The 26,374-nt window shown below is 73.9% G+C and carries 23 protein-coding genes; 9 read left to right on the top strand and 14 right to left on the bottom strand.

Going from position 1 to position 26,374, the window contains the following annotated elements; all coding sequences use genetic code 11:
* The first annotated feature begins 3 nt into the window (after positions 1 to 3).
* The 4 genes from ACI6PP_RS15095 (at position 4) to ACI6PP_RS15080 (ending at position 3,433) form a co-directional block, all read left to right on the top strand.
* Positions 4 to 597, top strand: coding sequence for a Jag family protein (locus ACI6PP_RS15095; RefSeq protein WP_421112430.1), 594 nt, complete (start codon positions 4 to 6; stop codon positions 595 to 597).
* A 50-nt stretch (positions 598 to 647) separates the two neighbouring features.
* Positions 648 to 1,271 carry a 16S rRNA (guanine(527)-N(7))-methyltransferase RsmG gene (rsmG, locus tag ACI6PP_RS15090; RefSeq protein WP_421112429.1) on the top strand — a complete coding sequence of 208 codons (624 nt, stop codon included), beginning with the start codon at positions 648 to 650 and terminating at the stop codon, positions 1,269 to 1,271.
* A gap of 126 nt (positions 1,272 to 1,397) precedes the next feature.
* Positions 1,398 to 2,426: a ParA family protein gene (locus tag ACI6PP_RS15085; RefSeq protein ID WP_421112428.1), complete on the top strand. Its 1,029-nt coding sequence runs from the start codon at positions 1,398 to 1,400 to the stop codon at positions 2,424 to 2,426.
* Positions 2,423 to 3,433, top strand: coding sequence for a ParB/RepB/Spo0J family partition protein (locus ACI6PP_RS15080; RefSeq protein WP_421112427.1), 1,011 nt, complete (start codon positions 2,423 to 2,425; stop codon positions 3,431 to 3,433). Before ACI6PP_RS15085 ends, ACI6PP_RS15080 begins: the two co-directional genes overlap by 4 nt.
* Positions 3,434 to 3,494: 61 nt before the next feature.
* On the opposite strand, the gene ACI6PP_RS15075 is transcribed toward ACI6PP_RS15080, so the two are convergent.
* The 9 genes from ACI6PP_RS15075 to ACI6PP_RS15035 form a co-directional block, all read right to left on the bottom strand.
* The gene (locus ACI6PP_RS15075; RefSeq protein WP_421112426.1) at positions 3,495 to 4,448 is read right to left on the bottom strand and encodes a D-alanine--D-alanine ligase family protein; all 954 of its coding nucleotides are present in this window, start codon (positions 4,446 to 4,448) and stop codon (positions 3,495 to 3,497) included.
* A gap of 35 nt (positions 4,449 to 4,483) precedes the next feature.
* Positions 4,484 to 5,797 carry an aminotransferase-like domain-containing protein gene (locus ACI6PP_RS15070; RefSeq protein ID WP_421112425.1) on the bottom strand — a complete coding sequence of 438 codons (1,314 nt, stop codon included), beginning with the start codon at positions 5,795 to 5,797 and terminating at the stop codon, positions 4,484 to 4,486.
* A 63-nt stretch (positions 5,798 to 5,860) separates the two neighbouring features.
* Positions 5,861 to 6,187, bottom strand: coding sequence for a thioredoxin (gene trxA, locus ACI6PP_RS15065; protein WP_421112424.1), 327 nt, complete (start codon positions 6,185 to 6,187; stop codon positions 5,861 to 5,863).
* A 117-nt stretch (positions 6,188 to 6,304) separates the two neighbouring features.
* Entirely contained in the window at positions 6,305 to 7,267 is a 963-nt protein-coding gene (gene trxB / locus ACI6PP_RS15060; protein ID WP_421112423.1) for a thioredoxin-disulfide reductase, read from the bottom strand.
* An 86-nt stretch (positions 7,268 to 7,353) separates the two neighbouring features.
* Positions 7,354 to 8,010 carry a hypothetical protein gene (locus tag ACI6PP_RS15055; RefSeq protein WP_421112422.1) on the bottom strand — a complete coding sequence of 219 codons (657 nt, stop codon included), beginning with the start codon at positions 8,008 to 8,010 and terminating at the stop codon, positions 7,354 to 7,356.
* Positions 8,007 to 8,657, bottom strand: a complete 651-nt coding sequence (gene sigM / locus ACI6PP_RS15050) for an RNA polymerase sigma factor SigM (protein ID WP_421112421.1) — start codon at positions 8,655 to 8,657, stop codon at positions 8,007 to 8,009. The genes ACI6PP_RS15055 and sigM overlap by 4 nt, the downstream gene beginning before the upstream one ends.
* A 40-nt stretch (positions 8,658 to 8,697) precedes the next feature.
* Positions 8,698 to 10,281, bottom strand: a complete 1,584-nt coding sequence (locus ACI6PP_RS15045; protein WP_421112420.1) for a protein kinase family protein — start codon at positions 10,279 to 10,281, stop codon at positions 8,698 to 8,700.
* A 125-nt stretch (positions 10,282 to 10,406) separates the two neighbouring features.
* On the bottom strand, positions 10,407 to 12,398 hold the full coding sequence (gene murJ, locus ACI6PP_RS15040) for a murein biosynthesis integral membrane protein MurJ (RefSeq protein WP_421112419.1): 1,992 nt from the start codon (positions 12,396 to 12,398) through the stop codon (positions 10,407 to 10,409).
* The gene (locus tag ACI6PP_RS15035; protein WP_421112418.1) at positions 12,395 to 14,497 is read right to left on the bottom strand and encodes a DUF6049 family protein; all 2,103 of its coding nucleotides are present in this window, start codon (positions 14,495 to 14,497) and stop codon (positions 12,395 to 12,397) included. The genes murJ and ACI6PP_RS15035 overlap by 4 nt, the downstream gene beginning before the upstream one ends.
* Positions 14,498 to 14,567: 70 nt before the next feature.
* Here ACI6PP_RS15035 and ACI6PP_RS15030 point away from each other — a divergent pair, with 70 nt between their 5' ends.
* Together ACI6PP_RS15030 and ACI6PP_RS15025 are read left to right on the top strand one after the other, a co-directional pair.
* Positions 14,568 to 16,028 (top strand): CCA tRNA nucleotidyltransferase, encoded by a 1,461-nt coding sequence (locus ACI6PP_RS15030; RefSeq protein ID WP_421112417.1) that lies wholly within the window; start codon positions 14,568 to 14,570, stop codon positions 16,026 to 16,028.
* Between the two features lie 159 nt (positions 16,029 to 16,187).
* Positions 16,188 to 16,634, top strand: coding sequence for a hypothetical protein (locus tag ACI6PP_RS15025; RefSeq protein ID WP_421112416.1), 447 nt, complete (start codon positions 16,188 to 16,190; stop codon positions 16,632 to 16,634).
* 132 nt (positions 16,635 to 16,766) lie between these two features.
* Here the strand turns inward: ACI6PP_RS15025 and ACI6PP_RS15020 are convergent, their stop codons facing one another.
* Positions 16,767 to 17,489, bottom strand: coding sequence for a nucleoside/nucleotide kinase family protein (locus ACI6PP_RS15020; RefSeq protein ID WP_421112415.1), 723 nt, complete (start codon positions 17,487 to 17,489; stop codon positions 16,767 to 16,769).
* 111 nt (positions 17,490 to 17,600) lie between these two features.
* On the opposite strand from ACI6PP_RS15020, the gene ACI6PP_RS15015 reads away from it, so the two are divergent.
* Complete coding sequence (locus tag ACI6PP_RS15015; RefSeq protein ID WP_421112414.1) at positions 17,601 to 18,626, top strand: NADPH:quinone reductase; 1,026 nt, start codon at positions 17,601 to 17,603, stop codon at positions 18,624 to 18,626.
* Here ACI6PP_RS15015 and ACI6PP_RS15010 read toward each other — a convergent pair.
* Both ACI6PP_RS15010 and ACI6PP_RS15005 read right to left on the bottom strand, forming a co-directional pair.
* The gene (locus ACI6PP_RS15010; RefSeq protein ID WP_421112413.1) at positions 18,623 to 19,735 is read right to left on the bottom strand and encodes an MFS transporter; all 1,113 of its coding nucleotides are present in this window, start codon (positions 19,733 to 19,735) and stop codon (positions 18,623 to 18,625) included. The two genes, ACI6PP_RS15015 and ACI6PP_RS15010, sit on opposite strands and share 4 nt — an antisense overlap.
* A gap of 34 nt (positions 19,736 to 19,769) precedes the next feature.
* Positions 19,770 to 20,849, bottom strand: coding sequence for an inositol-3-phosphate synthase (locus tag ACI6PP_RS15005; protein WP_421112412.1), 1,080 nt, complete (start codon positions 20,847 to 20,849; stop codon positions 19,770 to 19,772).
* A gap of 269 nt (positions 20,850 to 21,118) precedes the next feature.
* On the opposite strand from ACI6PP_RS15005, the gene ACI6PP_RS15000 reads away from it, so the two are divergent.
* Complete coding sequence (locus ACI6PP_RS15000) at positions 21,119 to 23,296, top strand: transglycosylase domain-containing protein (protein WP_421112411.1); 2,178 nt, start codon at positions 21,119 to 21,121, stop codon at positions 23,294 to 23,296.
* A gap of 3 nt (positions 23,297 to 23,299) precedes the next feature.
* Positions 23,300 to 24,673 carry a hypothetical protein gene (locus tag ACI6PP_RS14995; protein ID WP_421112410.1) on the top strand — a complete coding sequence of 458 codons (1,374 nt, stop codon included), beginning with the start codon at positions 23,300 to 23,302 and terminating at the stop codon, positions 24,671 to 24,673.
* On the opposite strand, the gene ACI6PP_RS14990 is transcribed toward ACI6PP_RS14995, so the two are convergent.
* Positions 24,666 to 25,727 carry an alanine racemase gene (locus ACI6PP_RS14990; RefSeq protein WP_421112409.1) on the bottom strand — a complete coding sequence of 354 codons (1,062 nt, stop codon included), beginning with the start codon at positions 25,725 to 25,727 and terminating at the stop codon, positions 24,666 to 24,668. The genes ACI6PP_RS14995 and ACI6PP_RS14990 overlap by 8 nt on opposite strands.
* Positions 25,728 to 25,744: 17 nt before the next feature.
* The coding region (locus ACI6PP_RS14985) for a lipid II:glycine glycyltransferase FemX (RefSeq protein WP_421112408.1) at positions 25,745 to 26,374 on the bottom strand (630 nt) is incomplete at its 5' end.

Raw genomic sequence — 26,374 nt, 5'->3', positions numbered from 1 at the left:
GGGATGACCACCGAGCAGGACACGAGCGACACGACCACCTCCACCGACGACACCTCGACCCAGGGCGCGGCCGACGAGGCCGTGGCCGACACCGCCGCCTCGGCCGAGGGCGCCGATACCCCGGGCCAGCCCTCCCGTCGTGAGCGTCTGGAGAACGAGGGCGACGTCGCCGCCGACTTCCTCGAGGAGCTGCTCGACATCGCGGACCTCGACGGCGACATCGACCTCGACGTCGACGGCAACCGCGCGTCGGTCTCGATCGTCGGCGGCGACCTGGACGAGCTCGTGGGCCCCGGCGGCGACGTGCTCGAGGCACTGCAGGAGCTGACCCGCCTGGCCGTGTTCCGTGAGACCGGCGAGCGCAGCCGGCTGATGCTGGACGTCGCGGGGTTCCGTGCGCAGCGTCGCGCCGAGCTGGTCGACATCGCCACGCAGGCCATCGCGGAGGTGCAGGCGTCCGGCGAGACGCTCAAGCTCTCCCCCATGACGCCCTTCGAGCGCAAGGTGGTCCACGACGCGGTGGCCGACGCCGGGCTGAACAGCGAGTCCGAGGGTGTCGAGCCGCGTCGCTGCGTGGTCGTGCTGCCCGCGACGTGAGCGACGCCGACGTTTCACGTGGAACACCCCCGCCGGCCTCGGCCGCGGGGGTGTTCGGCTCTGCGCTCCCGCTGGCCGAGCGGTACGCCGACCTGCTGGCCGGGGCCGGGGTCGAGCGTGGCCTGATCGGGCCGCGTGAGACCGGCCGCCTGTGGGACCGGCACCTGCTGAACTCCGCCGTGATGGCCGAGGTGCTGCCCCACGGCGGCACCGTCGCCGACGTCGGCAGCGGCGCGGGCCTGCCCGGCATCCCGATCGCCCTGGCCCGGCCCGACCTGCACCTGGTGCTCGTCGAGCCACTGAAGCGTCGCGCGACCTTCCTGGACGAGGTGGTCGACGAGCTCGACCTCGCCGACCGCGTGCAGGTGGTCCGGCTCCGGGCCGAGGACGCGGTGGGCACCGTGTCGGCCGACGTCGTCGTCAGCAGGGCTCTGGCTCCCCTGGCCCGTCTGGTGCGCTGGTGCCTGCCGCTGACCACGCCGTCCGGCCACGTCGCCGCCCTCAAGGGCGAGTCGGCGCCGGCCGAGATCGATCGCGACCTGGCCGAGGTCGAGGCGGCCGGCGGCGGCGCACCCGACGTCGTGCGCTGCGGTGTCGGTGTCGTCGACCCGGCGGCGACGGTGGTCCGGGTGCCCCGGCACGGATCGTCCCTGGACGCCCCGACGTCCCCCTGAGTCGTCCCGGCCACGTGAGAGCATGACGTTCGTGGTCATCGCACCGCCTGTTTCACGTGGAACCACCACGGGTGGCGACGGTGTTCCACGTGAAACGATGGACCGGCACTCCCGGTCGAGGAGAGCATGAACCAGCACGACCACAGGAGCCCGGCCGCCTCGGCGGTCCGCGGCACCGCAGGCGGCCCGCTGCGTCGGTCCGTCCCGAGTGCGGAGGAGATCGCAGACCACGTGATGTTCGAGGACGCCAACACGCCGCTCGCCCGCGAGGTGGCCGAGCACGTCGACCGCCAGGCCCGCGTGGCCGGCGGGACCGACTTCCCGCGACCCGACCGCACCCGGGTGTTCGTCGTCGCGAACCAGAAGGGCGGGGTCGGCAAGACCACGACCACCGTCAACGTCGCTGCGGCCATGGCGATGCACGGTCAGCACGTGCTGGTCATCGACCTCGACCCGCAGGGCAACGCCTCGACCGCGTTGAGCATCGAGCACAACCAGGGCACGCCGGGGGTGTACGAGGCGCTGGTCGAGGGCACGCCGATGGACGACCTCGTCGTGGGCTGCCCCGACATCGACGGCCTCGAGGTGCTGCCCGCGTCGATCGACCTCGCCGGGGCCGAGATCGAGCTGGTGTCGCTGGTGGCGCGCGAGTCACGGCTCGAGCGGTCCCTGGAGGCCTTCCTCGCCGAGCGTGAGGAGGCGGGCGCGCGGATCGACTACGTCTTCGTCGACTGCCCACCCTCGCTGGGACTGCTCACCGTCAACGCGCTGGTCGCCGGGCGCGAGATGCTGATCCCGATCCAGTGCGAGTACTACGCGCTGGAAGGCCTCGGCCAGCTGCTGCGCAACGTCGACCTGGTCAAGAACCACCTGAACCGCGACCTCGACGTCTCCACGATCCTGCTGACGATGCACGATGCCCGCACGCGGCTGTCGGCCGGCGTGGCCGAGGAGGTGCGCACCCACTTCGGCGACAAGGTGCTGCGGACGGCGATCCCCCGCTCGGTGCGGATCTCCGAGGCGCCGAGCTACCAGCAGAGCGTGCTCACCTACGACCCCAGCTCGCCCGGTTCGCTGTGCTACCTCGAGGCAGCCCGCGAGATCGCCGAGAGCGGCAGCACCCCCCGCACCCGCCCGACCCAGGAGGACCGATGAGCCAACGACGTGGACTGGGCCGTGGGCTCGGCGCGCTGATCCCCCAGGCGCCGGCGGAGTCGCCGTCGGCCGCACCCACCCCGTCGCCCTCGGACGTCGCCTCGCCCACGGCCGGCGACGTCGGCCGCGACTGGATCGGCGCGCCGCCGCCCGCAGCGCCGGCGTCCCCCGCGACGCCCGGCGACGACCTCGCGACCGTCGCAGGCGCGCGCTTCGCCGAGCTGCCCGTCGGCTCCATCACGCCCAACGCTCGCCAGCCGCGCGAGGTGTTCGACGAGGACGCCCTCGCCGAGCTGGTGCACTCGATCCGCGAGATCGGCCTGCTGCAGCCGGTCGTCGTCCGCCCCGCGGGGGAGGGCGCCTACGAGCTGATCATGGGCGAGCGACGGTGGCGCGCCACCCAGGAGGCCGGCCTCGACACGATCCCGGCCATCGTCCGCGAGACCGCCGACGAGGACATGCTTCGCGACGCGCTGCTGGAGAACCTGCACCGCTCGCAGCTGAACCCGCTGGAGGAGGCTGCGGCCTACCGCCAGCTGATCGACGACTTCGACTGCACCCACGACGAGCTGGCCCAGCGCATCGGCCGCAGCCGGCCCCAGATCAGCAACACGCTGCGCCTGCTGCGGCTCACCCCGGCGGTCCAGCGACGCGTCGCCGCCGGCGTGCTGTCGGCCGGCCACGCGCGCAGCCTGGTCGCCGTCGAGGACGCCGACCGCCAGGACCGTCTCGCGGCCCGCGTCGTCGCCGAGGGCCTGTCGGTGCGAGCGCTCGAGGAGATCGTCGCCGTCGGCGAGGACGACCAGGAGGCGCCCGTCCGACGCCGCACCAACCGGCCGACGGCGCCGCGTCTGGCGGACCTCGCTGGCCGCCTGTCCGACCGCTACGACACCCGCGTCAAGGTCGACCTCGGTCGGTCCAAGGGCCGGATCACGGTGGAGTTCGCGTCGATCGACGACCTCGAGCGCATCGTCACGCTGATGGATCCCCGGAACGACGGGAAATAGCTCAGCGACTAGTCGTCATGTCGACAAATCACTCTGACGACTAGACGCCAAAGCGCCTGCGTCAGGCCGACCCGCTGGCCCGGGTCACCAGGGCGGCGCACAGGCCGGCCAGGTTCCAGTCCGAGGCGTCGATGGCGAGCGGCACCGACGACGTCTCGGTCATGCCGGGCGCGACGTTGACCTCGAGGAACCAGACCGTGCCGTCGGCGTCGACGATCAGGTCGGACCGCGACAGGTGCCGCAGCCCGAGGGCCTCGTGGGCGGCGACGGCGACGCGGGCCACCTCGGCCGCCGTCGCGGGCGACAGGTGGGCGGGGGTGTGGAACTCGGTCTCGCCGGCGGTGTAGCGAGCGGCGTAGTCGTAGACGCCCGAGCGGGGTGCGATGCCGACCGCGGGCAGCGCCACGGGTCCGTCACCGGTGTCGACGACGCCGACGGCGACCTCGTCGCCGCGCACCAGCTGCTCGACGAGCGCGACCGACCCGTAGGCGAAGCAGGCCACCATCGCCGCAGGCAGCTCGGCGGGCTCGTGCACGACGCTCACGCCGAGGGCCGAGCCGCCGCGCGCGGGCTTGACCACGAGGGGGAGACCGACGGTGCCCACGAGCAGCTCCATCACGGTGGACGCGCCCAGCTCGCGGAACATCTCGTGGGGCAGCGCGACCGACCGCGGGGTGGCGATGCCGGCGGCGGCCACGACCTGCTTGGCGACGGGCTTGTCGAACGCGAGCCGGCAGGCACCGGGGGTGGAGCCGACGTAGGGGACGCCGAGCATCTCCAGGACCTCGCGGACGGCCCCGTCCTCGCCGGCCTCACCGTGCACGAGCGGCACCACGCACGACGGTGGGTCGGCGCGCAGGCCCTCCAGGAGGTGGGCGTCGAGGTCGGACTCCTCGACCTCGAGGCCCGCCGAGCGCAACGCGTCGCTGACCCGGCGCCCGGACTTCAGCGACACGTCGCGCTCGTGGGACAGGCCGCCGGCGAGGACGACGACGCGGCCGGGGGTGGGCTCCATGGGGTGCTCCGATCGGGGCGTGCGGACGGGCCGCGTCAGGACAGGTCGGACTGGGGGGTGTCGTACCCGCGCTCGACCCGGGGCACGGGCGCGCCGAACGTCCGGCGCAGGTCCATCTCGGCGTCGATCACGCCGGACAGCCGCCGGACGCCCTCGACGATGCGCGCGGGCGAGGGGTAGCAGTACGACAGCCGCATGCACGACGACCCGAAGCCGTCGGCGTAGAACGCGGTGCCGGGGACGTAGGCGACCCGCGCGGTGACGGCGCGCGGCAGCATGGCCTTGGCGTCGATGCCCTCGGGCAGCGTCAGCCACACGTAGAACCCGCCCTCGGGCCGCGTCCACGTGGTGCCGGCGGGCATCTGGTCCTCCAGCGCACCGAGCATCGCGTCGCGGCGCTCGCGGTACATCTCGCGGAACGCCTTCACCTGGCCCTGCCAGTCGTGGTCGGCCAGGTAGGACGAGACGGCCAGCTGCGAGAACGTCGGCGGGCACAGCGTGGCCGACTCCTGCGCCAGCACCAGCTTCTCGCGGACGGCGTGCGGCGCGAGCACCCAGCCGACCCGGAAGCCGGGCGCGAAGGTCTTGGAGAACGAGCCGAGGTAGACCACGCGCTCGGCCTCGTCGGCCCGCAGGGCGCGGAAGGGCTCGTCGGCGAAGCCCAGGAGCCCGTACGGGTTGTCCTCGAGCACCAGGAGGTCGGCCTGGGCGCAGATCTGGAGGATCTCCGCGCGGCGCTCCGTCGCGAGCGAGACGCCGGCGGGGTTGTGGAAGTTCGGGATCGTGTAGAGGAACTTGATCCGCTTGCCGGCGGCCTGCACCGACGCGATCGCCTGCCGCAGCGCCTCGGGCACCAACCCGTCGTCGTCCATGGCGACGTGCACGACGTCGCACTGGTACGCGCGGAACACCCCGAGCGCCCCGACGTAGCTCGGTGCCTCGCAGAGCACGACGTCGCCGGGGTCGCAGAAGATCCGGGTGACGAGGTCGACGGCCTGCTGGCTGCCCACGGTGACGCACACGTCGTCGGGGTGGGCCTTGATGCCCTCCAGGCGCATCACCTCGGTGATCTGCTCGCGCAGCACCGGGTCGCCCTGGGCCGACGCGTACTGCATGGCGACGGTGCCCCGGTCGGCGACGAGGTCGGCCAGGCTCTGGCTGACGACGTCGAGCGGCAGCCCGGAGATGTTGGGCATCCCCCCGGCCAGCGAGACCACCTCGGGACGGCTCGCGACCGAGAAGAGTGCCCGGATCTCCGAGGCGGTCATGCCCTGGGTGCGTGCGGCGTACCGGTCGACGTAGGAGTCCAGACGGGTCGAGCGCCCCTGGGGGACCGGCGTGCTGCTCACCGGGCAAGACTAGGGCCCGGCCCCCACGAGGGGAGCCGGGCCCTGACGCTCAGGGGGCTGGTGTCAGCCCGTGAACTCCTGGAGATCCTTCAGGAGAGCGGCCTTGGGCTTGGCGCCGACGATGGTCTTGACGACCTCGCCGTTCTGGTAGACGTTCATCGTCGGGATGCCCGTGACGCGGTACTGCGCCGGCGTCTGCGGGTTCTCGTCGACGTTGAGCTTGACGATCGTGAGGTTGTCGCCGTGCTCGGCGGCGATCTCCTCGAGGATCGGGCCGACCTGACGGCACGGGCCGCACCACTCGGCCCAGAAGTCGACCAGCACGGGCTTGTCGGACCCCAGGACGGTGTCCTTGAACTCGGCGTCGGTGACGGCATTGATGTTGGCCACGGGTCATGCTCCTCGAGGGTCGACCGGTCGATGGGCCGGTGCTGTGGGTGAAGACTGGGTGCTACGAGAGGTCCAACGCTACGGGCTGCCGCGGACATTCCCGCGTCGGCGAACCCCTCAGGCCGAGGCGAGCTCGTGCGCCTCGATCTGCTCCAGGGCGGCGAGGAACTTCTCGGCGTCGAGGGCGGCCTGGCAGCCGGTGCCGGCCGCCGTGATCGCCTGGCGGTAGGTGTGGTCGACCAGGTCGCCGCACGCGAACACGCCGTCGAGGTTGGTGGCCGTCGAGCCGTTCTGCACCAGGACGTAGCCCTCGTCGTCGAGGTCGACCTGACCGCCGAGCAGCTCCGAGCGCGGATCGTGGCCGATGGCCACGAACAGGCCCGTGGCGGGCAGCTCGCGGGTCTCGCCCGTGACGGTGTCCTTCAGCGTGACGCCGGTGAGCTTGTCGTCGCCGTGAATGGCCTCGACGGCGCTGTTCCAGGCCATCTCGATCTTGTCGTTGGTGAACGCGCGGTCCTGCATGATCGCCGAGGCGCGCAGCGAGTCGCGGCGGTGCACCAGCGTCACCTTGGAGGCGAAGCGGGTCAGGAAGGTGGCCTCCTCGACGGCGGAGTCGCCACCGCCGACGACGACGATCTCCTGCTCGCGGAAGAAGAAGCCGTCGCACGTGGCGCACCAGCTGACGCCGTGGCCGGACAGGCGGTCCTCGCCGTCGACGTCGAGCTTGCGGTAGCCCGAGCCGGTGGCCAGGATCACCGAGCGCGCCTTGAACTCACCGGAGTCGGTGCGCACGATCTTGACGTCGCCGGTGAGGTCGACCTCAATGACGTCCTCGGGCACCAGCTCCGCGCCGAAGCGCTCGGCCTGGGCGCGGAGGTCGTCCATCAGGGCCGGGCCCATGACGCCCTGGGGGAACCCGGGGAAGTTCTCGACGTCCGTGGTGTTCATCAGCGCGCCACCGGCGGTGACGGAGCCCTCGAAGACGAGCGGGAGCAGGTTGGCGCGCGCGGTGTAGATCGCGGCGGTGTAGCCCGCGGGGCCCGAGCCGATGATGATGACGTTGCGCACGTCGCTGGACATGAGGTGCTCTCTCTCGCGTCGATGGGGGCCGGACGTCGACCCGTGGACTCCAACCAAGGGTAGGCGGTGGGGATTCCCGCAGCGCCTCAGGACGGGCGGACGACCGCGAGCCGGCGCGCGTCGTCGCCCTGGCAGCCGTAGACCACGTACTCCGGGCCGTCCGCGCCGTCGCCGGGAACGGTCACGAGCCAGGCGAGGTCGCCCCGGTACGACACGGCCAGACGGCTGGTGACGTCGAGCTGGTCGGCGGTGCAGGTCAGCGCGCCGGGGCGCGCCGGCAGCGCGGCGGGGGCCTGGCCGGTGTCGACGGCCTCCTGCGCCTCGGCGAGCCGCCGGCCCCCGGACCCGTCGGCCGCGCCCGGCTCCTCCGGCGCCGCGAGCGCACCCGGCTCGGACGGCGCGGACTCGCGGTCGGCCGCACCGCCGGCCTCGGCGGAGCTGGACGCGTCGCTGCCCCCGCCTCCTCCGCCGGTCCGGACGAGCGCGGTGCCACCCACGGCCACCACCGCGACGACGACGGCCGCGGCCGCCAGCGCCGGGACGACGCGACGCCGCCGCCGGGCCGCCTCGATCGGGGTCACCCGCGGACGGGTGCCGGCGACGCGGGCGTCGGACTCCGCGCGCAGCGCGGCCTGCAGGCGTGCGGCGACGTCGTCGGGGATGGGCGGGGCGGGGTCCGCGGCGAGCAGGGCCGTGACGTCGGGGTGCTCGTCGCCCGGTGCGGGACGGTCGTGGTCGGTCACGGTGCTCCTTCCTCTGGGTGGTCGGCGGGCGGGGGCGCGGACGTCCCCGTCGGTGTGACGGGCGGGGACGGCTCCCGGTTCCGCCAGTCGGCCAGGATCGGCGCCAACCGGGCGCGTCCGCGCGAGCAGCGCGACTTCACCGTGCCCGGCCGGGTCTCGAGGAGGTCGGCGGCCTCGTCCACCGAGTAGCCCTCCATGTCGACGAGCACCAGGGCGGCGCGCTGGTCGACGGGCAGCTGCTGCAGCGCGGCGATCACGTCGACGCGTCGCTGACGGTCGGTGGTGGGGTCGCCGTCGGTGGTGGCCAGCGCGGCGAGCCGGTCGGGGTCGTCCGGCAGCGGGTCGGCGGGACGGACGGCGTTGCGGCGGGTGCGGTCGATGCACGCGTTGACCACCACCCGGTGCAGCCACGTGGTCACCTGGGCGTCGCCGCGGAAGGAGTCGGCCGACCGGAACGCCTTGACGAGCGCCTCCTGCAGCGCGTCGGCGGCCTCCTCGCGGTGGCCGAGCGTGCGCAGGGCGACCGCCCACAGACGTCCCTGGTGGCGGCGCACGACCTCGGCGAACGCGTCGGGGTCGCCGTCGACGTGCGCGCGCAGCAGGTCGGCGTCGGACCGCTGGTCCACGGCGCCGGCGTCGTCGCTCACGCGGGCCAGCCTGCCACGCCGACGAGGCCGGACGGGTCCGTCACGGCGTGCCGCGCACCTCGACCTCGTCGACCTGGCCCTGGAAGACGCCCGGGCGCACCTCCGGCAGCTCGGTCAGCCAGATCACGACGAACCGGGTCTGCGCGGGCGGGTTGGAGAACGAGGCGCTGGGGCCGGTGCCGTCGAGGTTGCCCAGCCGCTGGAGCCCGCGGATGCTGCGCGGCGTGCGCGTCTCGCCCGGAGGGCTCGCGTACACCGCCAACGAGGTGGGCTCGCCGCCGAGCGTCAGCTGCAGGCCGTGGACGTTGCGCTGCTCGCCGAGGTCGACGACCAGGCCGACGCCGCGCTTGAGGCCGGCGAGGTCGGCCGACCCGTAGTACTCCGACGTGCGCCAGCCGGTGGCGCGGTCGCCGTCGACGGCCAGGCCCGCCTCGTCGTTGTTCTCCTGACCGTCGTCCTGGCCCTCGGGGTCGATCGGCAGCACGCGCCGGATCTCGAGCGGCTCCACCTGGACGCGCGTGTCGTCGCCGCCTGACGGGATCGTGGTCGGGGTGTCGGTCGAGCCGGCGTTCTGGCCGACGATGAACGCCAGGGACAGCGCGAGGACGAGCGCCACCAGCACGCCGCTGACGATCCACGCGCGGTCGCCGCGGGTGGCCCGCACGGCCCGGGCCTTGGAGCGCTCGAAGGTGCTCGGCGGCGCGGGGGCGAGGGCGGCCGGCTTGGGCTTGGGCGGGTTGATCGCCGGCGGTGGGCCGAGCGGCACGACCACCGGGTCGTTGCGGAACACGTCGGGCGACGAGGTGCGGATCAGGCTCGGCTGGTCGTCGGGCGCGATCGGGTCGTCCTCGCCACTGAGGTGCAGCTGGTGCGCGAGGTCGCGGGCGGTGCGCAGCGGGGTCTCGTGGTGACGCGGCGGCGTGCCGAGCACGCGGTCGCACACGGTGTCGACGTCGCGCGCGACGCCGGCGCGCACCTGCCGCGGGCGCATCAGCCGGCCGTGCTCGGTGGGGGCGCGACGCAGGCTGGTGGGGATGGAGCCGGGCCAGCGCCCGGTGAGGCACGCGTACAGCAGGTGGCCGACGCCCGCGACGTCGACGTCCTCGGCGTGCTGCGGGTCGGTGACCTCGGGGTCGTGACCGGCGATGACGTGGTCGATCGCGAGGCCGGTGATGCGGACGGCGCCGCTGGCCTTGAGCAGGATCGCGGCCGGGCGCAGCTCGCGGTGGTAGACGCCGGCCTCGTGGGCGTTGCCGAGCGCCTCGGCCACCTCGGCGACGATGGTGGCCGCCCGCCGGCTGGGCATCGTCGACTCGCGCAGCACGACGTCGAGCGGGAAGGCCCGCGCCCACTCGCGGACGAGGTAGGTGACGCCGTCCTCGTCCTCGACGGCGTCCATGACGCGCAGGAACCGCGGGTCGGTGACCTTGGTGGAGGCACGGGCGGCGGTGAGGAAGTCGGCGGCGCGACGGTCGTCGGCGCTCAGCGCCGAGACGCCGACCGAGCGGTGCAGCGAGGTGTCCTCGGCGAGCCAGACCGAGACGCCGTCACCCTCGTTGATCAGGTCCTTGAGCGCGTAGCGACCGCCGAGCACCTGTCCCGAGGACAACGTGGTCGTGTCCACCTGCGCGCCGTCGCCTTCTGGCCACCGGTCGGGCTGTGGATCGGGACGGGCGGCCGAACGTCCCCGACCCAGACTAGGCGGTCGTCCCCAGGCGCGGGGCAGGTTGGCCGAGCCCGTGCGCGGCGTCACCCGCGTCGGGTGACGGCCCGCAGCAGGGAGCCGACCTCCTCGACCTTGAGCAGGCGCGCCACGCCCAGGTAGGCGCCCATCCCGAGGACGCCCCCGACGACGGCGAGGAGCAGGGCACCGGTGCGCGACGTCGCCTCCAGCCCGAGCCGCTCGAGGCCTGCCCAGGTGCCGAGCATCAGCACGGCGGCGCCGAGGCAGGCGACGGCGAGACGGGCCAGGTAGCCCAGCGTCGCGCGGTCGAAGACCGTGCCGATGCGGCGGCCGAGCACGGTGGCCGAGATGGACGCACCGACCAGGTAGGCGCCGCCGTAGCCGAGCGCGAGCCAGACGGCCAGCCGCGTGGGGTCGGCGAGCTCGCCGATGACGAGGGCCAGGCAGACCTGCGTGCCCGAGAGCCAGACCTGCACCAGGAACGGCGTGCGGGTGTCCTCCATCGCGTAGAACCCGCGCAGCATCAGGTAGTGGATGCAGAAGAACAGCATCCCGGGCGCGAACGCGCTGATGGTGTAGCCGATGACGTGGGTGTCGCCCTTGGCGCCGCCGTAGGAGGTGAGGATCGTCGCGGCGGCCTGGCCCAGGCACGCGACGGCCACGGCCAGCGGGGCGATCGCCGCCAGCACGACGCGCGCGGACGACGTCAGCTCGACACGCACCGCGCCCAGGTCGCGGTCGGCGGCGTAGCGCGACAGCGTCGGGATGACCGCGGTCATGACCGAGACGGTGATGATGCCGTGCGGCACCTGGCTCACCAGGAACGCCGCCTGGTAGACGGTGGCGCCCGCGACCTCGGCGCCGGACGCGGCCGCGCGGGTGGCCGAGGCCGACGCCACCCGGTTGACCACGAAGAAGGCCACCTGGTTGGCGACGATGAACGCCAGCGTCCAGGCGCCGAGGCGGGCGGTGTGGCCGAGGCCGGTGCCGCGGAAGTCGAAGCGGGGGCGGTAGCGGAAGCCCGTCGCGCCCAGGTACGGCACGAGGATCGCGGCCTGGAGCACGATGCCGAGCGTCGAGCCGAGCCCGAGGAGCAGCTCCTCGCCGGTGCCGAAGCCACCGTCGCCGTTGCCGGCCCCGTACACCAGGATGTACCCGCCGAGGATGGCCGACGAGAGCACGTTGTTGGCGATCGGCGCCCACATCATCGGGCCGAACCGCTCGCGCGCGTTCAGCACCTGCCCGACGAGCACGAACGCGCCGTAGAAGAACACCTGCGGCATGCAGTACCGCATCAGCGAGTAGGCCGAGTCGCGGGCGCCGGCGTTCTCCGGCGCGAACAGCCCGCCGTCGAAGATCATCCGGACGAGCACCGGAACGGCCACGACGAGCACCACCGTCGCCACGAGCAGGACCAGCAGCCCCAGCGTGATGACGCGGCTCGCGTACGCCTCGCCGCGGTCCTCGTCGTTGCGCATCGCCCGGATCAGCTGCGGCACGAGCACCACGTTGAAGACGCCGCCCGCCACCAGGATGTAGAGGGCGTTGGGCACGGAGTTGGCGAGCGTGAAGACGTCGGCGTTGAGGCTGGTGCCGAGCGCGGCGATGACCAGGGCGAGGCGGACGAACCCGGTGACGCGCGAGAGCACCGTGCCGAGCGCCATCCACAGGCTCGCCGACAGCAGCCGGCCCCGCGACGCGGTGCCGGGCGGCTCGGGCGGGGGTGCGGCGGTCGCTGGCGCGTCGGGCACCGCGGCCATGCCACCCACGACCGTGTCGGCGGTGGGGTCGACCGGACGCGGGGGCGTGCCGGGGGTCGGCGGTGCCACCGGTGCGGGCCCCGGCGAGGGCAGCGGCGCACCGACCCGCGGCGCCGGTGCGGTCGCCTGGACCGGAGGTGCCGGGGGTGCGGCGACGGGCGTCGCGGCGACGTCGTCGACCGGCTCGGTGGCCGGGGCGTCGGCGGCGGTGTCGTCGTCGGTGGTGTCGTCCGGGGCCGTGCGCCGGCGTCGGAACAGACCGCCCCGCGGCTCGGCGCGGTGGCTCCCGCCGGTCATGCGTCCCTCCCGCGGCGGGCGACGGCGAACCGGCGCCCGAACGCGACGAGCACGAGCAGCCCGGCGCCGGCCATGCCGATCCAGACCGCCCGCCCGACCACGCTGGAGCGCACGGTGAAGCGGGTGCCGTCACCGAAGGGCGTGCCCTCGGCGGTGGTGAGCCGCGCGGTCATCGCCGCGTTGGTCGACTCGCCCACGTCGACCTCGACCCGGATCGTCTGGCGCTGGTCGGCCTGGATCACGAAGGGCTCGACGTCGGGGATCTTCAGGTCGCCGGACAATGAGTCGATGCGGACGCCCACCGTGACGGGCCTGTCGAGGTCGTTGGTCACCGACAGCGGGATGCGTCCGCTGGTGCCCGAGAGGGTGAGGACGGGGATCGTCTCGACGCTCACCCGGCCGAGGCGGCCCGACACCGACCGGTCGGCGGCGGTCGCCCGTCGCACGCCCTCGGCCGCGTCGCCGCGCCAGACCTGGGAGACCGCGAGCGCGGCGCCCTGGCGGTAGAAGTCGGTGACCGCCGCGTCGTCGGTGATCGCGCCGAGACGACGTCCGGCGGCGAGCGCCGAGCGCGCCGTGGTCACCTGGTCGGCGCCGACCGGGGTGGGACGCAGGGACGCGGGCACGGCCACCCCGTCGCGCCAGGTCCGCGGGTCGGCGGTGGGCTCGCCCGCCCGCGCCCACGGGAGGTCGAACACCTGCGACAGGCCGGCCGCCTCGGGGTCGGGACCGGGGTCGAAGTCGGGGCCGAGCACGGGCACGACCTGGCGCGCGGGTCCGTCGCCGCGGGCCGCGAACGCGCTCTGCGCGGCGATCCGCTGGCGCACCCCGAGCGCCGACGAGCGCTCGCTGCCGCCGCGCAGGTAGGTGGGGTCGCGCAGCACCACCTGGGTGCCGTCGGACGAGCCCAGCCGCAGCGAGGTGCCGTCGCCGGAGCCCCAGTCGGGCAGCACCCGGGGACTCAGGACGCTCACCTGCGCGCCGGCGTCGGCCGCGGCCTCCACGACGCCGCGCCGCGCGATGCCGTTGGGCGGCCAGAACACGCGGCGGCCCTCGAGCCCGAGACGCTCCAGCGAGGCGGTGGTGGCGAGGTCGGCGGCCCGGGTGATCTCGGCGTCGGAGCGGCCGTCGGCGCCGACCAGCGCCTGGACGTCGGGCTGGCCGTAGGTGAGCACCCACAGGCGCCTGCCCTGCGCGAGCTCGACGAAGTCGTCGACGAACCGCTGGGCCACCGCGGACCCGTCGCCGGAGGTCTCGTCGTCCGGCGCGGCTGACGCCTCCGCCGGATCGGCGCGGTCGGGGCCGTAGGAGCGGTCGGCGATGTCCTCGAGGGCGTCGAGCAGCGCGGGGTCGACCATCAGGGTGGTGCCGCTGGACGCCGCGGTGCCGGCGTCGCCGGCCGTGGAGCGGGCGAGGTCGAGCAGCCGTCGGAGCCGTCCGCCGGGGCCGACGAGGCGGACCAAGCCGGCGCTGTCGGTGTAGCGGCCGGCGGTGGTGCGCTTCACGGGCGCGGTGAACGGGAAGACCACCGACACCCCGACGGGCTCGGTGGCGCCGGTGACCAGGGGCAGGAACGTGAAGGCGCTGCCCACCGCGTCGGACCCGCGCTCGCCGCCGGTCCGCGTGGCCAGCACCTGCGCGCCGATCGGGTAGACGCCCTCGGCGCCGCTGATGCCGAGGTCCTCGTAGGGGACCGTGAGGGTGAAGGTCGCCACCGCGCCCGGGCCGAGCGTGCCGAGCTCGGCGGTGGTCGACGCGGCGAGGCGCCGCTCGCCCACGCGCAGCGCCGACGGACGGTCGATCGCCTCGTCGAGGCCGGCGCTCGTCTGGTAGGGCTCCGGCCGGACGACGAGGTAGACCGCGGCGTCGGTCCAGGCGGTGCGGCCGGGGTTGGTGACGGTGCCGCTGAGCGTGACGTCGCCGCGGTCGCCGTCCAGGGCGGTGGGGGTCAGACCGGTGAGCCGGACGTCCAGGCCGTCGTCGTCGGCCGCGGTGGCCGAACCCGCGCCGGACGCCACCGTGATCGCCAGCAGCACGAGCGCGGCGGCGACCGCGACGACCGCGCGCAGGCAGGCGTGGGCGCGACCGGTCCTGGACATCTGGGCCATCGTAGTCAGCGCGATCCAGGTGTCCGCGGGGCGCGCGGGAGTCCGCGTAGAGTCTGCCGACGTGCCCGAGACCAGCCCCTCCCGGCCCGCGTCGTCCGCGGACGGCCAGCGGACCGCTCTCCGCACCCTCGTCGGGGTCGCACCCCACGTCGAGGACCTCGGACGCCGCTTCGCCGCGGCCGGCCACGAGCTGGCCCTGGTCGGCGGTCCGGTGCGCGACGCGCTGCTCGGGCGTGTCGGCAACGACTGGGACTTCGCGACGTCGGCGCGGCCCGAGGAGACCGAGCGCGTCCTGGAGGCCTGGGCCGACGCCGTCTGGGACGTCGGCCGCGAGTTCGGCACGATCGGCTGCCGCTACGGCGACCACCTGATCGAGGTCACCACCTACCGCAGCGACGCCTACGACCCGGGGTCGCGCAAGCCGCTCGTCGCGTTCGGCGACACCCTGGAGGGCGACCTGTCGCGGCGTGACTTCACCGTCAACGCGATGGCGCTGCGGGTGCCCGGCGAGGTGCTCGTCGACCCGTTCGGCGGGCTGGACGACCTCAACGCCGGCCTCCTGCGCACCCCGATCGAGCCCGAGCGCTCGTTCGACGACGACCCGCTGCGGATGATGCGCGGTGCGCGGTTCGTCTCCCAGCTGGGCTTCCGGCTCGACGACGCCGCGACCGAGGCGATCACCTCGATGGCCGAGCGGATCGAGATCGTCTCGGCCGAGCGCGTCCGCGACGAGCTGTCCAAGCTGCTGCTCGGCGCGCACCCGCGCGCGGGCCTGTCGGTGCTCGTCGACACCGGGCTGGCGCAGCACGTCCTGCCCGAGCTGCCGGCGCTGGCGCTCGAGCGCGACGAGCACCACCGCCACAAGGACGTCTACGAGCACTCGCTCACCGTCCTGGAGCAGGCCATCGACCTCGAGCCGCGCCTGGGCCTTGACGGCCCCGACCTGGTGACGCGCCTGGCCGCGCTGCTGCACGACGTCGGCAAGCCGAGGACCCGCCGGTTCCTCGACGACGGCACCGTGACCTTCCACCACCACGACGTCGTCGGCGCGAAGATGACGCGCAAGCGGATGCGGGCGCTGCGCTTCTCCAAGGAGGTCACCGAGCAGGTGGCCACGCTGGTCGAGCTGCACCTGCGCTTCCACGGCTACGGCAGCGGCGAGTGGACCGACTCGGCGGTGCGCCGCTACGTCCGCGACGCCGGCGACCAGCTCGAGCGCCTGCACGTCCTCACGCGGGCGGACTGCACCACCCGCAACACCCGCAAGGCCAACCGCCTGCAGCGCACGTACGACGAGCTCGAGGCGCGCATCGCCGTGCTGGCCGAGGCCGAGGAGCTGCAGTCGATGCGCCCCGACCTCGACGGCAACCAGATCATGGAGGTCCTCGGCCTCGGCCCCGGCCGCGAGGTCGGCGAGGCCTACCGCTTCCTGCTCGAGCTCCGCACCGACCAGGGCCCCCTCGGCGAGGACGCCGCCCGCGCCGCCCTGCTCGAGTGGTGGGCCGCCCGCCCCACCCCCTGACCCACCACCCCACACCCGCCCCCTGACCCGGCTCCCAGGACCGCCGAGTGGCGCAAATCCGGGGTCGACACGCGGTGTGGACCCCGGATTTGCGCCGCTCGAGCCCGCTTTTGCGCCACTCGGCGGACGAGGCGGCCCGCTTGCAGCGATGATCGGGCGGTGACGACGGACGGCTCGGCCCGCGCGACGTGGTCCGCGCGTGTCGCGACGACCGTCGACCTCCTCGGCGCGGTGGCGTGCGGGGTCGCGTCCGGGGTCCTGCTGGTCGACCACGTGCAGTACTCTCGCGTCGACCATTCCGAGCTGTACGGCTTCGAGACCGGCATGTCGTTGGCGCTCGGCGCCCTGTGCGGCCTGCTCGGGCTGGTCCTGGCCGTCGCCGCCTGGAGGCGTACCCGCCACGCCTGGGGCCTCGCCGCTGCGACGTGGGTCGTCGCCTGCCTTCCGGTGTCGGCGGTTCTCTCCTCGGTGGTGCCTTGGGACGAGACCCCCGTCTGGCTCCTGGTCGCGTTGCTGGTGGCCGGGGTGGGGACGAACGTCATGGCCCGTGTCGCGCCGACCGACGTCGACGCCGACGAGCCGCACGTGGTCCTTGACGACGCCTGACCGCCGCGCCGAGTGGCGCATAAGCGGTCTCGAGTGGCGCAAAGTCGGGCCGCGCGCCGCGTGTCGACCCCGGATTTGCGCCACTCGGCGGTCGGGGGGCGGTCGGGGGGAGGGCGGCACCGGGCGGGGTGGTCAGGGGTGGAGGAGGCGGGGGGCCTGGGGGTCGGTGTTGTCGACGACCACGTCGGCGTGGGAGAGGGGGTCCACCTCGCGCAGGTAGACCGCCTCGGCGGCGGCGTACCGGTCGCGGTGCAGCTCGGTGGGGTCGGCGCCGCTCCAGGTGGGGTCGTCGCGACGGACGCCGCGCGCCAGCGCCACCGCGGCGGGCACCTCGACGCGGACGCGCACGTCCCACGCGTCGTCGAGCTCGGGGCGCAGCGCGAACACCCCGTCGACGACGAGGACCCCGTCGGGTGGCACGTGGTCGACGACGTCGGTGCGCGCGACCTGGGCGAAGGTGTCGAGCGCGCAGAGGACGACGTCGCCTGACCCGCCGGGCGCGGCCGGGTCGAGCAGCAGGTCGCGGACCTGGTCGTGGTCGAACGCGTTGCGGTAGAAGCCCTCTCCGGACTCGCGGTCGTAGAGGTGGCGCTCGGCCCACGGCCGCTTGAAGTCGTCGAGGCTCGCGCGCAGCACCGGACGTCCGGCGTCGGCCAGACGTCCGGCGAGCTCGTGGCCGAAGGTGCTCTTGCCGGCCGCGGTGCGTCCGTCGACGGCGACGCGCAGCCGTCCGTCGCCGGCGGCCAGCACGATCGCGGCCACCTCGTCGAGGACGCGCAGGCGCAGCGCGGACGCCGGCGGGGCGGGTGCGGGCTGCGAGGTCGACACGGAGAACTGGACGTGCGCGGGACCCACGGGCGCCAGCCTGCCACGACCCGCACGCACCGGCCCGCGGGAGCGCGTGGGCATACCCCGGCGGCTCCGGGCGTTGGCCCGAGGACCACCCCGCACCGACGAAGGAGCCTCATGCGCGCCGCCGTGTACACCCAGACCGGAGCACCGTCCGTCCTCAGCGTGGCCGACCGCGACGTCGCCGAGCCCGGCCCCGGCGAGGTGCGCGTGCGGGTCGTCCGCTCCGCGGTCAACCCCACCGACTGGAAGAACCGCCAGGGCGCGACCGGCGGCGGCATGCCGTTCCCCGAGGTGGTCCCGAACCAGGACGGCTCCGGCGTCGTCGACGCGGTGGGCGACGGCGTCGCGCACCTGGCCGTCGGCGACCACGTCTGGGTGATGCTCGCGGCGTTCCAGCGCCCCACCGGCACCGCGCAGGAGCAGACGGTGCTGCCCGCGGACCGCGTCTTCGCGCTGCCTGACGGCGTCTCGTTCGACGTCGGCGCCGACCTCGGCGTCCCCGCCGTCACGGCCCACCGGACGCTGACGGTGGCCGAGGACGGCCCGACGCGTCTCGGCCCCGGCACGCTCGACGGGGTGACGGTGCTGGTCGCCGGAGGCGCGGGAGCCGTCGGCAACGCCGCCATCCAGCTGGCGCGCTGGTCGGGCGCGACCGTGATCAGCACCGTGAGCAGCGACGCCAAGGGCGCGCTCGCGACGGCGGCCGGCGCGCACCACGTCGTCGACTACACCGCCGGCGACACCGTCGCGGCGATCCGCGGGCTGGCCCCGGACGGCGTCGACCTCGTGGTGGAGGTGGCCCCCGCGCAGAACCTGCCCCTCGACCTCCAGGTGATCCGGCCGCGCGGCACCGTCGCGTTCTACGCCAACAACGGCGGCGACGAGGTGACGCTCGACGTCCGCTCGACCTTCGCGACCAACGCCCGGCTCCAGGGCGTGCTGCTCTACACCGTCGGCGACGCGGCCCTGCAGGCCGGCGCCGAGGACGTCACCGCCGCGCTGCGTGACGGGGCGTTCGGCGTCGGCGAGGAGCACGGCCTCCCGCTGCACCACTTCACCCTCGACCAGGTCGCCGACGCGCACGCCGCCGTCGAGGACTCCGTCGTCGGCAAGGTGCTGATCGACGTCTCGCCGGCCTAGACCAGCGGGAGCACCACGAGCGTGCCGAGCACGAACGAGGCGTTGTAGACCAGGTCGTAGACGGTGAACGCGCGTCCGAGGAACGGCTCGTCGACGTGGCGCTGCACCAGCGTGTCGGTCCAGATCTTGGTGGACTGGGCGAGCAGGCCCACCCCGAGCCCGGCCGTCGCCCACGACCACGGGACGGCCAGCGTGGCGCCGACGGCGCCGAGCACCACGGCGACCACGAGGCACCCGGCCACCCAGGTGCCGGTGCGCACCCGGCGGGACGCCCACGGGGTGCCCACCGCGCCGGCCCCGAACCCGATGCCGCTGGCCAGGGCGACGACGGCGGCCTCGGTGCCGTCGGTGCCCGTCACCGCCAGGGTCGCGATGGTCAGCGCGCCGACGAGCAGCCGGGCGGCCCCCAACCGGGCGAGCGCGACGGACGCACGCGGGCGGTCGCGCAGGTGGCGCGTCACCGCGGCCAGGTCGCGGGCGGTCGCCCTCAGGGTGGGCGTCGGCAGGGGGACGTCCGGCCCGAGCTCGTCGCGCCCGAACCCGCGCGCCACCAGCGCGGCGAGGGACCACAGGGCCACCGCCACCAGCACCGCCCCGGCGGTCTGCGTGGCGGCGGCCACGGCGCCGCCGACACCGATGCCGATGCCGGTGGTCACCGATCCCGACGTGGGCCCCAGCGCGTTCGCGTCCACGAAACGGTCGGCGCCCACGACGTGCGGCACCGACGCCGACAGCGCGGCCAGCACCAGGCGGTTGACGCCGAGCGCCAGCAGCACCAGCACGTACGTCCACGGCCCGGAGTCGCCGGTCAGCGCCAGCACCGCGACGACGGCCGCCAGCGCGACGCGCGACATCTGCCCCAGCACGAGCACGCGCCGTCGGCGCCACCGGTCGATGACGCTCGCCGCGAACGGCCCCACCACGCAGAACGGCAGCAGGAGCAGCGCGAGCACGCCCGCGTAGGCGGTGGGCGTCTGCTGCGAGGTCGGGGACAGCAGGACGAGGAACGCCACGCCCGCGGTGAAGGCGCCGTCGCCGGCCTGCGACGTCAGACGCGCCGCGAGCAGGCGCCGGAACCCGGGCGTCCACAGCACCCCCGCGGACGTCACGTCCCGATCGTAGGGCGCGCGGCAGCCGCCTGCGTCAGCGTTCCTCGTCGCCGGCGATGTAGGCCTCGAGCTTGGCGCGGCCGAGGTCGTCCGGGCGCTGCACCGGCGGCGACTTCATCAGGTAGGACGACGCGCTGACCAGCGGGCCGCCGATGCCGCGGTCCTTGGCGATCTTGGCGGCGCGGATGGCGTCGATGATGATGCCGGCGGAGTTGGGGGAGTCCCAGACCTCGAGCTTGTACTCCAGGTTCAGCGGGACGTCGCCGAACGCGCGACCCTCGAGGCGGACGTAGGCCCACTTGCGGTCGTCGAGCCACTGGACGTAGTCGCTGGGCCCGATGTGGACGTTCTTCTCACCGAGGTCGTGGCCGAGGTTCGACGTCACGGCCTGCGTCTTGGAGACCTTCTTGGACTCCAGGCGGTCGCGCTCGAGCATGTTCTTGAAGTCCATGTTGCCGCCGACGTTGAGCTGGTACGTGCGGTCGAGCACGACGCCGCGGTCCTCGAACAGCTTGGCCATGACGCGGTGCGTGATCGTCGCACCCACCTGGCTCTTGATGTCGTCGCCGATGACCGGGACGCCGGCGTCCTCGAACTTCTTGGCCCACACGGGGTCGGACGCGATGAAGACCGGCAGCGCGTTGACGAACGCGACGCCGGCGTCGATCGCGCACTGGGCGTAGAACTTGTCGGCCTCCTCCGAGCCCACCGGGAGGTAGGACACGAGCACGTCGGCCCCGGTGTCGCGCAGCACCTGCACGACGTCGACCGGCTCGGCGTCGGCCTCCTCGATGGTCTCGCGGTAGTACTTGCCGAGGCCGTCGAGCGTGTGACCGCGCTGCACGGTGACGCCGAGCGGCGGCACGTCGGCGATGCGGATGGTGTTGTTCTCGCTGGCGCGCGTCGCCTCGGACAGGTCGAAGCCGACCTTCTTGGCGTCGACGTCGAACGCGGCCACGAACTCGACGTCGCCGACGTGGTACTCGCCGAACGTCACGTGCATGAGGCCGGGGACGACGCCCGAGGGGTCGGCGTCGCGGTAGTACTCGACGCCCTGGACCAGGGACGTGGCGCAGTTGCCCACCCCGACGATCGCCACGCGTACCGATGCCATCTGTGCTCCTTCGTCGTCCGGACCTAACATGCTTGCAGTATGTCAGGTCCGGACAGTACCCCCACCCCGGTCCACGGGCATGATGCGGTGGACGCGCTTCCCCCAGATGGCCGAGGATCGCGGTGTGAGGTCCGCCTCGGACCGTCCGAGGATTCGGCTCATCACCGTTCGTTCTGCACACTGGGGAGGTTGCCCCAGGCCTGGCGCACGGCTCCTGCCTGCCCTAGCGCCCGGTTCGGGACGGACGAGACGACAGGAGACTGCACCCCGTGGCCACTGGTGAGAAGAACGGCAAGCCCACGTCACGACGCGCGAAGGGCGCCAAGGCGCCCCTGTGGCGTCGGGCGTTCAAGTGGACCCTGATCACCGGGGCGGTGGTCACCGTCCTGGGCGCCGTCGTCGGCTACCTGATCTACCGCAACGTCGACATCCCCGACGCCAACGCCGAGTTCCTGACCCAGACCACCACGGTCTACTACTCCGACGGCAAGACGCCGATCGGCAAGTTCGAGGTCCAGAACCGCCGCAACGTCGAGCTCGACCAGGTCGCCCCCTCGATGCAGGCCGCGATCATCGCCGCCGAGGACCGCAGCTTCTACACCAACCGCGGCATCGACCTGCGCGGCATCGTCCGCGCCGCGCGCAACAACGCGACGAGCGACAGCACGCAGGGCGCGTCGACGATCACCCAGCAGTACGTCAAGGTGCTCTACCTGACGCAGGAGCAGACCCTCAAGCGCAAGGCGCGCGAGGCGATCCTGTCCATCAAGATCCACAACCAGCTCTCCAAGGACGACATCCTCGAGGGCTACCTCAACACCGTGTACTACGGCAACGGCGCCTACGGCGTGCAGGCCGCGTCCGAGCGCTACTTCGGCAAGCCGGCGTCCGAGCTGAGCATCGACGAGGCGGCCATGCTGTCGGCGGTCGTCAACTCGCCCAGCGGCATGGACCCCTTCGGCTCGGACCAGACCCGCGAGCGGCTGCTCCAGCGCTACGACTACGTGCTCGACGGCATGGTCAAGTCCGAGGCGATCACCCAGGCGCAGGCCGACGAGGTCAGCGACCGCCTGCCGTCGTTCGCCGACCAGGAGCAGCGCAGCCGCTTCGGCGGCACCAAGGGCTACCTGCTGCGGCTCACCGACCTGCAGCTGCAGAAGCAGGGCTTCACCGACGCGCAGATCAACGGCGGCGGCCTGAACGTCCGCACCACCTTCAACCGCAAGGCGCAGAACGCCACGGTCGAGGCGATCAAGGAGACCGCTCCGGACGACCTCAGCCAGCTGCACGTCGCGTCGACGTCGATCGACACCGCCACCGGTGCGGTCCGCGCCATGTACGGCGGCCCGGACTACCTGGAGAGCCAGCTGAACTGGGCCACCAGCGGTGCCCAGCCCGGCTCGACCTTCAAGCCCTTCGCGGTCGCCGCGGCGCTGCGCAACGGCTACAGCCTCAACACGAGCCTGAACGGCAACTCGCCCATCCGGGTCGGCAACGACACCGTCGGCAACCAGGGCGACTCCGGCGGTGAGTCCTTCGGACGCGTCAGCCTCAAGCGCGCCACCCAGAAGTCGATCAACACCGCGTTCGTCGACCTCACCGAGCAGATGGACGACGGCCCGGACGAGATCCGCAAGGCGGCCCGTGACGCCGGCATCCCGGCCAACGTCGTCCAGCGCATCCCGTCGGTGCCCGTCACCTCGCTCGGCGTCGAGCCCGTCCCGGTCATCGACATGGCCAACGCGTACGCGACGTTCGCCAACAAGGGCATGCGTCACGAGTGGTTCGTGGTGTCCAAGGTGTCCGACAGCAAGGGCGACGTGCTCTACGACCACGAGGTCAAGACCGAGCGCGGCTTCTCCGCCGCCGTCGCGGCCGACGTCACCTCGGCCCTGCAGGGGGTCACGCAGTCCGACGGCACCGGCGTCAACGGGCGCACGATGTGCCCGACGGCCGGCAAGACGGGCACGGCGACGTTCCAGTCCAAGCCGGGTGCGGCCCAGCGGGTGTCGTCGTCGTGGTTCGTCGGCTACACGCCCAAGATGTCGACCGCCGTCATGTACGTCCGCGGCAAGAACGGCAACGCCGACCTCGAGGGCTACCTGCAGCCGTTCTTCGGCGGCCAGTACCCGGCGCGCACCTTCGCCAACATCATGGACGGCGAGATCGACGGCGACGAGTGCGGCACGTTCCCCCCGGCGGCCAACATCCGCGCCAAGGAGGGCACCACCTACGTGCCGCCGGCCACGCGCTCGACGCCGCGTCAGACCGAGCGGGACCGTGACGAGGAGACCGCCCGTCCGCGCGACGAGGAGACCACCGAGCCTGAGCCGACGACGCCCGCGCCGACGACCGCGCCTCCCGCGACCACCGCGCCGCCGGCCACCACGCAGCCGCCGACGACGGACCCGGCCGACCCGCCGCTGCCCGGCGGCCGCCAGGACTGAGTCGTGATCGGCCCGTCGGGGGTGCGGGCGCGCCCGCACCCCTGGTGGACGCCGGTCCGGCTGCTGCTCGCGGCGGCGGTCGTCGCGAGCCTGGTGACGGTGCTGCGCTCGGTGCCGTGCGCCACCGGTGACGACGCCGCCTGGTGGGACCCTCCCCGCGACCAGACGCTGCTCTGCGCGAACGACCTGCCGCGCGACTACGTCGACCTCGGGCTGGCCGAGGGCGTGCTGCCGCTCGCGGACGAGGGCGGGCGGCACCAGCCGTCCGACCTGAGCGCCCCCGTGGCCACGCTGGCCTGGGGCACGGCCGCCGTCGCCCGCACCCTGCGCGGCGGCGACACCGCGGGACGTGACGACGTCCCGCTCGAGACCCTCTCCGAGCGCCCCGACGTCCGGGGCGAGGCCTTGGCGTACACCGCCCTGGCCACGCTCCTGCAGCTGCTGGCCTTCTGGCTCGTGGTGGCCCTGGTCGCCCGCGTGGTCCGGCGCGAGGAGGCGGCGGAGCGCTCGGTCCTCGGCGGGGGCCGCGGCCCGCTGGTGCCGTCGCGGCTGTGGTGGCTGGCCGCCCCGCCGGTGCTCGTGGTCGGTGGCCTGGCGGGCTGGTCGATGGTGCCGGTGGCCCTGGCGGTGGCCGGGTTCGTCGCGTGGCGGTCGCGGAGACCGGTGCTCGCCGGGGTGCTCTGCGGTGTGGCGCTGGCGTCGGCCGGGCTCGCGCTGGCCGTCCTCGTGGCGCTCGTCGCGGTGGTGCTCCGGGTCGCCGGCGCGGTCGCGACGCGGGTGCTGGCGTCGACGTTCGTCACCTGGATCGTGCTCACCACGGCGGCGTTCGTGCTCACCGGGGGCGAGTCGAGCGCGGCGCTCACCCAGGCGCTGACCGCCGGACGCGGGCCCAGGACGACGTGGGGCCTGCTCGCGGCGGTCGGGGTCAGCCCCGAGCCCGGACGGGTCGGTCTGCTGAGCGCCGTCGGGTGGCTCCTGGTGCTCGTGCTCGTGGTGGGCCTCGGGCAGGTGCGCCGGTGGTCGATCGACCCCGCGGCACTCGTCGTGGTGAGCCTCGCGGGCCTGGTGACGGTGTCGACGGTCGACCTGCCGGCGCAGGGGCTCTGGCTGCTGCCCTTCGTGGTGCTCGCGCACCGGGGACCGACGGCCGTCCGCGACATCGGGCTGTGGCAGCTCGCCGAGGTGCTCGCCCACCTGACCGGTGCGTGGCAGGCGGCGGGCGCGACCGTCGCGATCGACGGCAGCGACCCGCTCGCCGTCGTCGGGCTGCTGCTGCGCCTGGCTGCCACGTGGTGGATCGCGTGGCGGGTGGTCCGCGCGTCCACGCGCGACGACCGGCCGGCGCGGCTCCCGGCGGACCAGCCGGTCGTCAGCTGACGTCGACGACGTCGAAGCGCGTGGTGGTGAACCGGACCTGGACGTCGAGCTCGTCGCCGACCTCGGGGACGCGCACCGACGACGGCAGCAGCAGCATGCTCGCCTGCATGTGCGGCGGCTCGGCGAACCAGCGCTGCTTGCCGCCGACGCTGAACGGCGACAGCGCGAGCCCGGCCGCCTCGAGCCCGCCCTTGGCCAGGGAGGTGGCCCGCTGACGCAGGCCCGACGCGGCCGTCGGGGCCTCCAGGCCGATGCCGTGGGCGGTGCCGCCCGACACGACGAGCAGGGTGCCGCCGACCGGCATCGGGCGCTGGCGGTAGCCGATGCGCTCGCCGCGCTCGACCGGGTGGGTGTCGAGCACCTGCGCACGCACGCGCAGCGCACCGCGGTCGCCGAGCCACAGCTGGGTGCCGACGCGCGGGCGCACGTCGAAGCCGGGACGCCGCTCGCGCAGCGCGACGAGCTCGGCGGCGCCGAGGTGGGAGACGAACAGCTGCGGACGCCCGTCGAACCGGTCGGCGAGACGCGAGGCCTCGACGGCGGCGGCCCAGCGGTCGGTCTCGTCCAGGTGGCCGCCGGTCATCGGCAGGTGCACCGCGAAGCCGACCATGCGCAGGCGTCCCAGGGCGCCGGCGGCGTCGGTGAGCGCGTGCCGGTCGAAGCCGTGGCGGGCCATCGACGTCACGCCCTCGAGGACGACGCGGGTGCCCGCCGGCGCCGCCTGCGCCAGCGCCCGGAGGTCGTCGGTGCGCCCGACGGTGTGCACGACGCGGGGGTCGTACGTCTGCGGGTCGGCGAGCTCGGGCAGGAACGGGCGCCACGGGCTGAGCACGAGGACGTCGCCGTCGAAGCGGGTCAGCACCTCGGGCACCTCGGCGTAGGTGCCCACGGCCACGGTGTCGACGCCGAGCCACGCGGCGCGGCGGGCCAGGCGCGGCACGCCGAAGCCGTAGCCGTTGCCCTTGAGCACCGGCACCAGGCCGGGATTCTCGTCGGCCACCTGGCGCAGGTGCGCGCGCCAGCGGTCGCCGTCGACGGTGAGCGTGAGCGTCATGTCAGCGCCTCTTCATGTCAGCGTCGTCGTTTCATGTACGTGTCGAAAGCGGTGTAGAGCAGCCGCGAGATCGGCAGGTCCCACTCGCCCAGGTACTCCACGGCCTCGCCGCCGGTGCCGACCTTGAACTGGATCAGGCCGACGTGGCTGTCGTCCGGGTCGAGCGTGTCGGTGATGCCGCGCATGTCGTACACGCCCGCGCCCTGGGCCATCGCGTCGCGGATCATCTGCCACTGGATCGCGTTCGACCCGCGGACGTCGCGCTTGGCCGTGGTGGACGCGCCGTAGGAGTACCAGGCGTGCTCGCCGACGCGCACCATCGTCGTCGCGGCGACGAGGTCGCCCTCGTGGCGGGCGAGGTACAGGCGCATCCGGTCGGGGTCCTCGGCGCGCAGCGCGTCCCACATGGTCTCGAAGTAGCCGAGGGGTCGCGGGGTGAAGTGGTCGCGCTCGGCGGTCTCGACGTACGTGGAGTGGAACGCGGCGAGGTCGTCGCGGGTGCCCTGCACGACCTCGACACCCTGCTTGGCGGCCTTCTTGATGTTGCGGCGCCACAGCTGGTTCATCCCGGCCAGCACCTGGTCCTCGGTGCGCCCGGCGAGCGGCAGCTGGAAGTTGTACTTGGGCTGGCCCGCGGAGAACCCGCC

Origin of the sequence: Solicola agrisoli (assembly GCF_049059935.1) — a bacterium.
GTDB lineage: Bacteria > Actinomycetota > Actinomycetes > Propionibacteriales > Nocardioidaceae > JAURVT01.
Note: the sequence above shows the minus strand (reverse complement) of the source record. Positions and strands in the feature narration are given on the sequence as shown.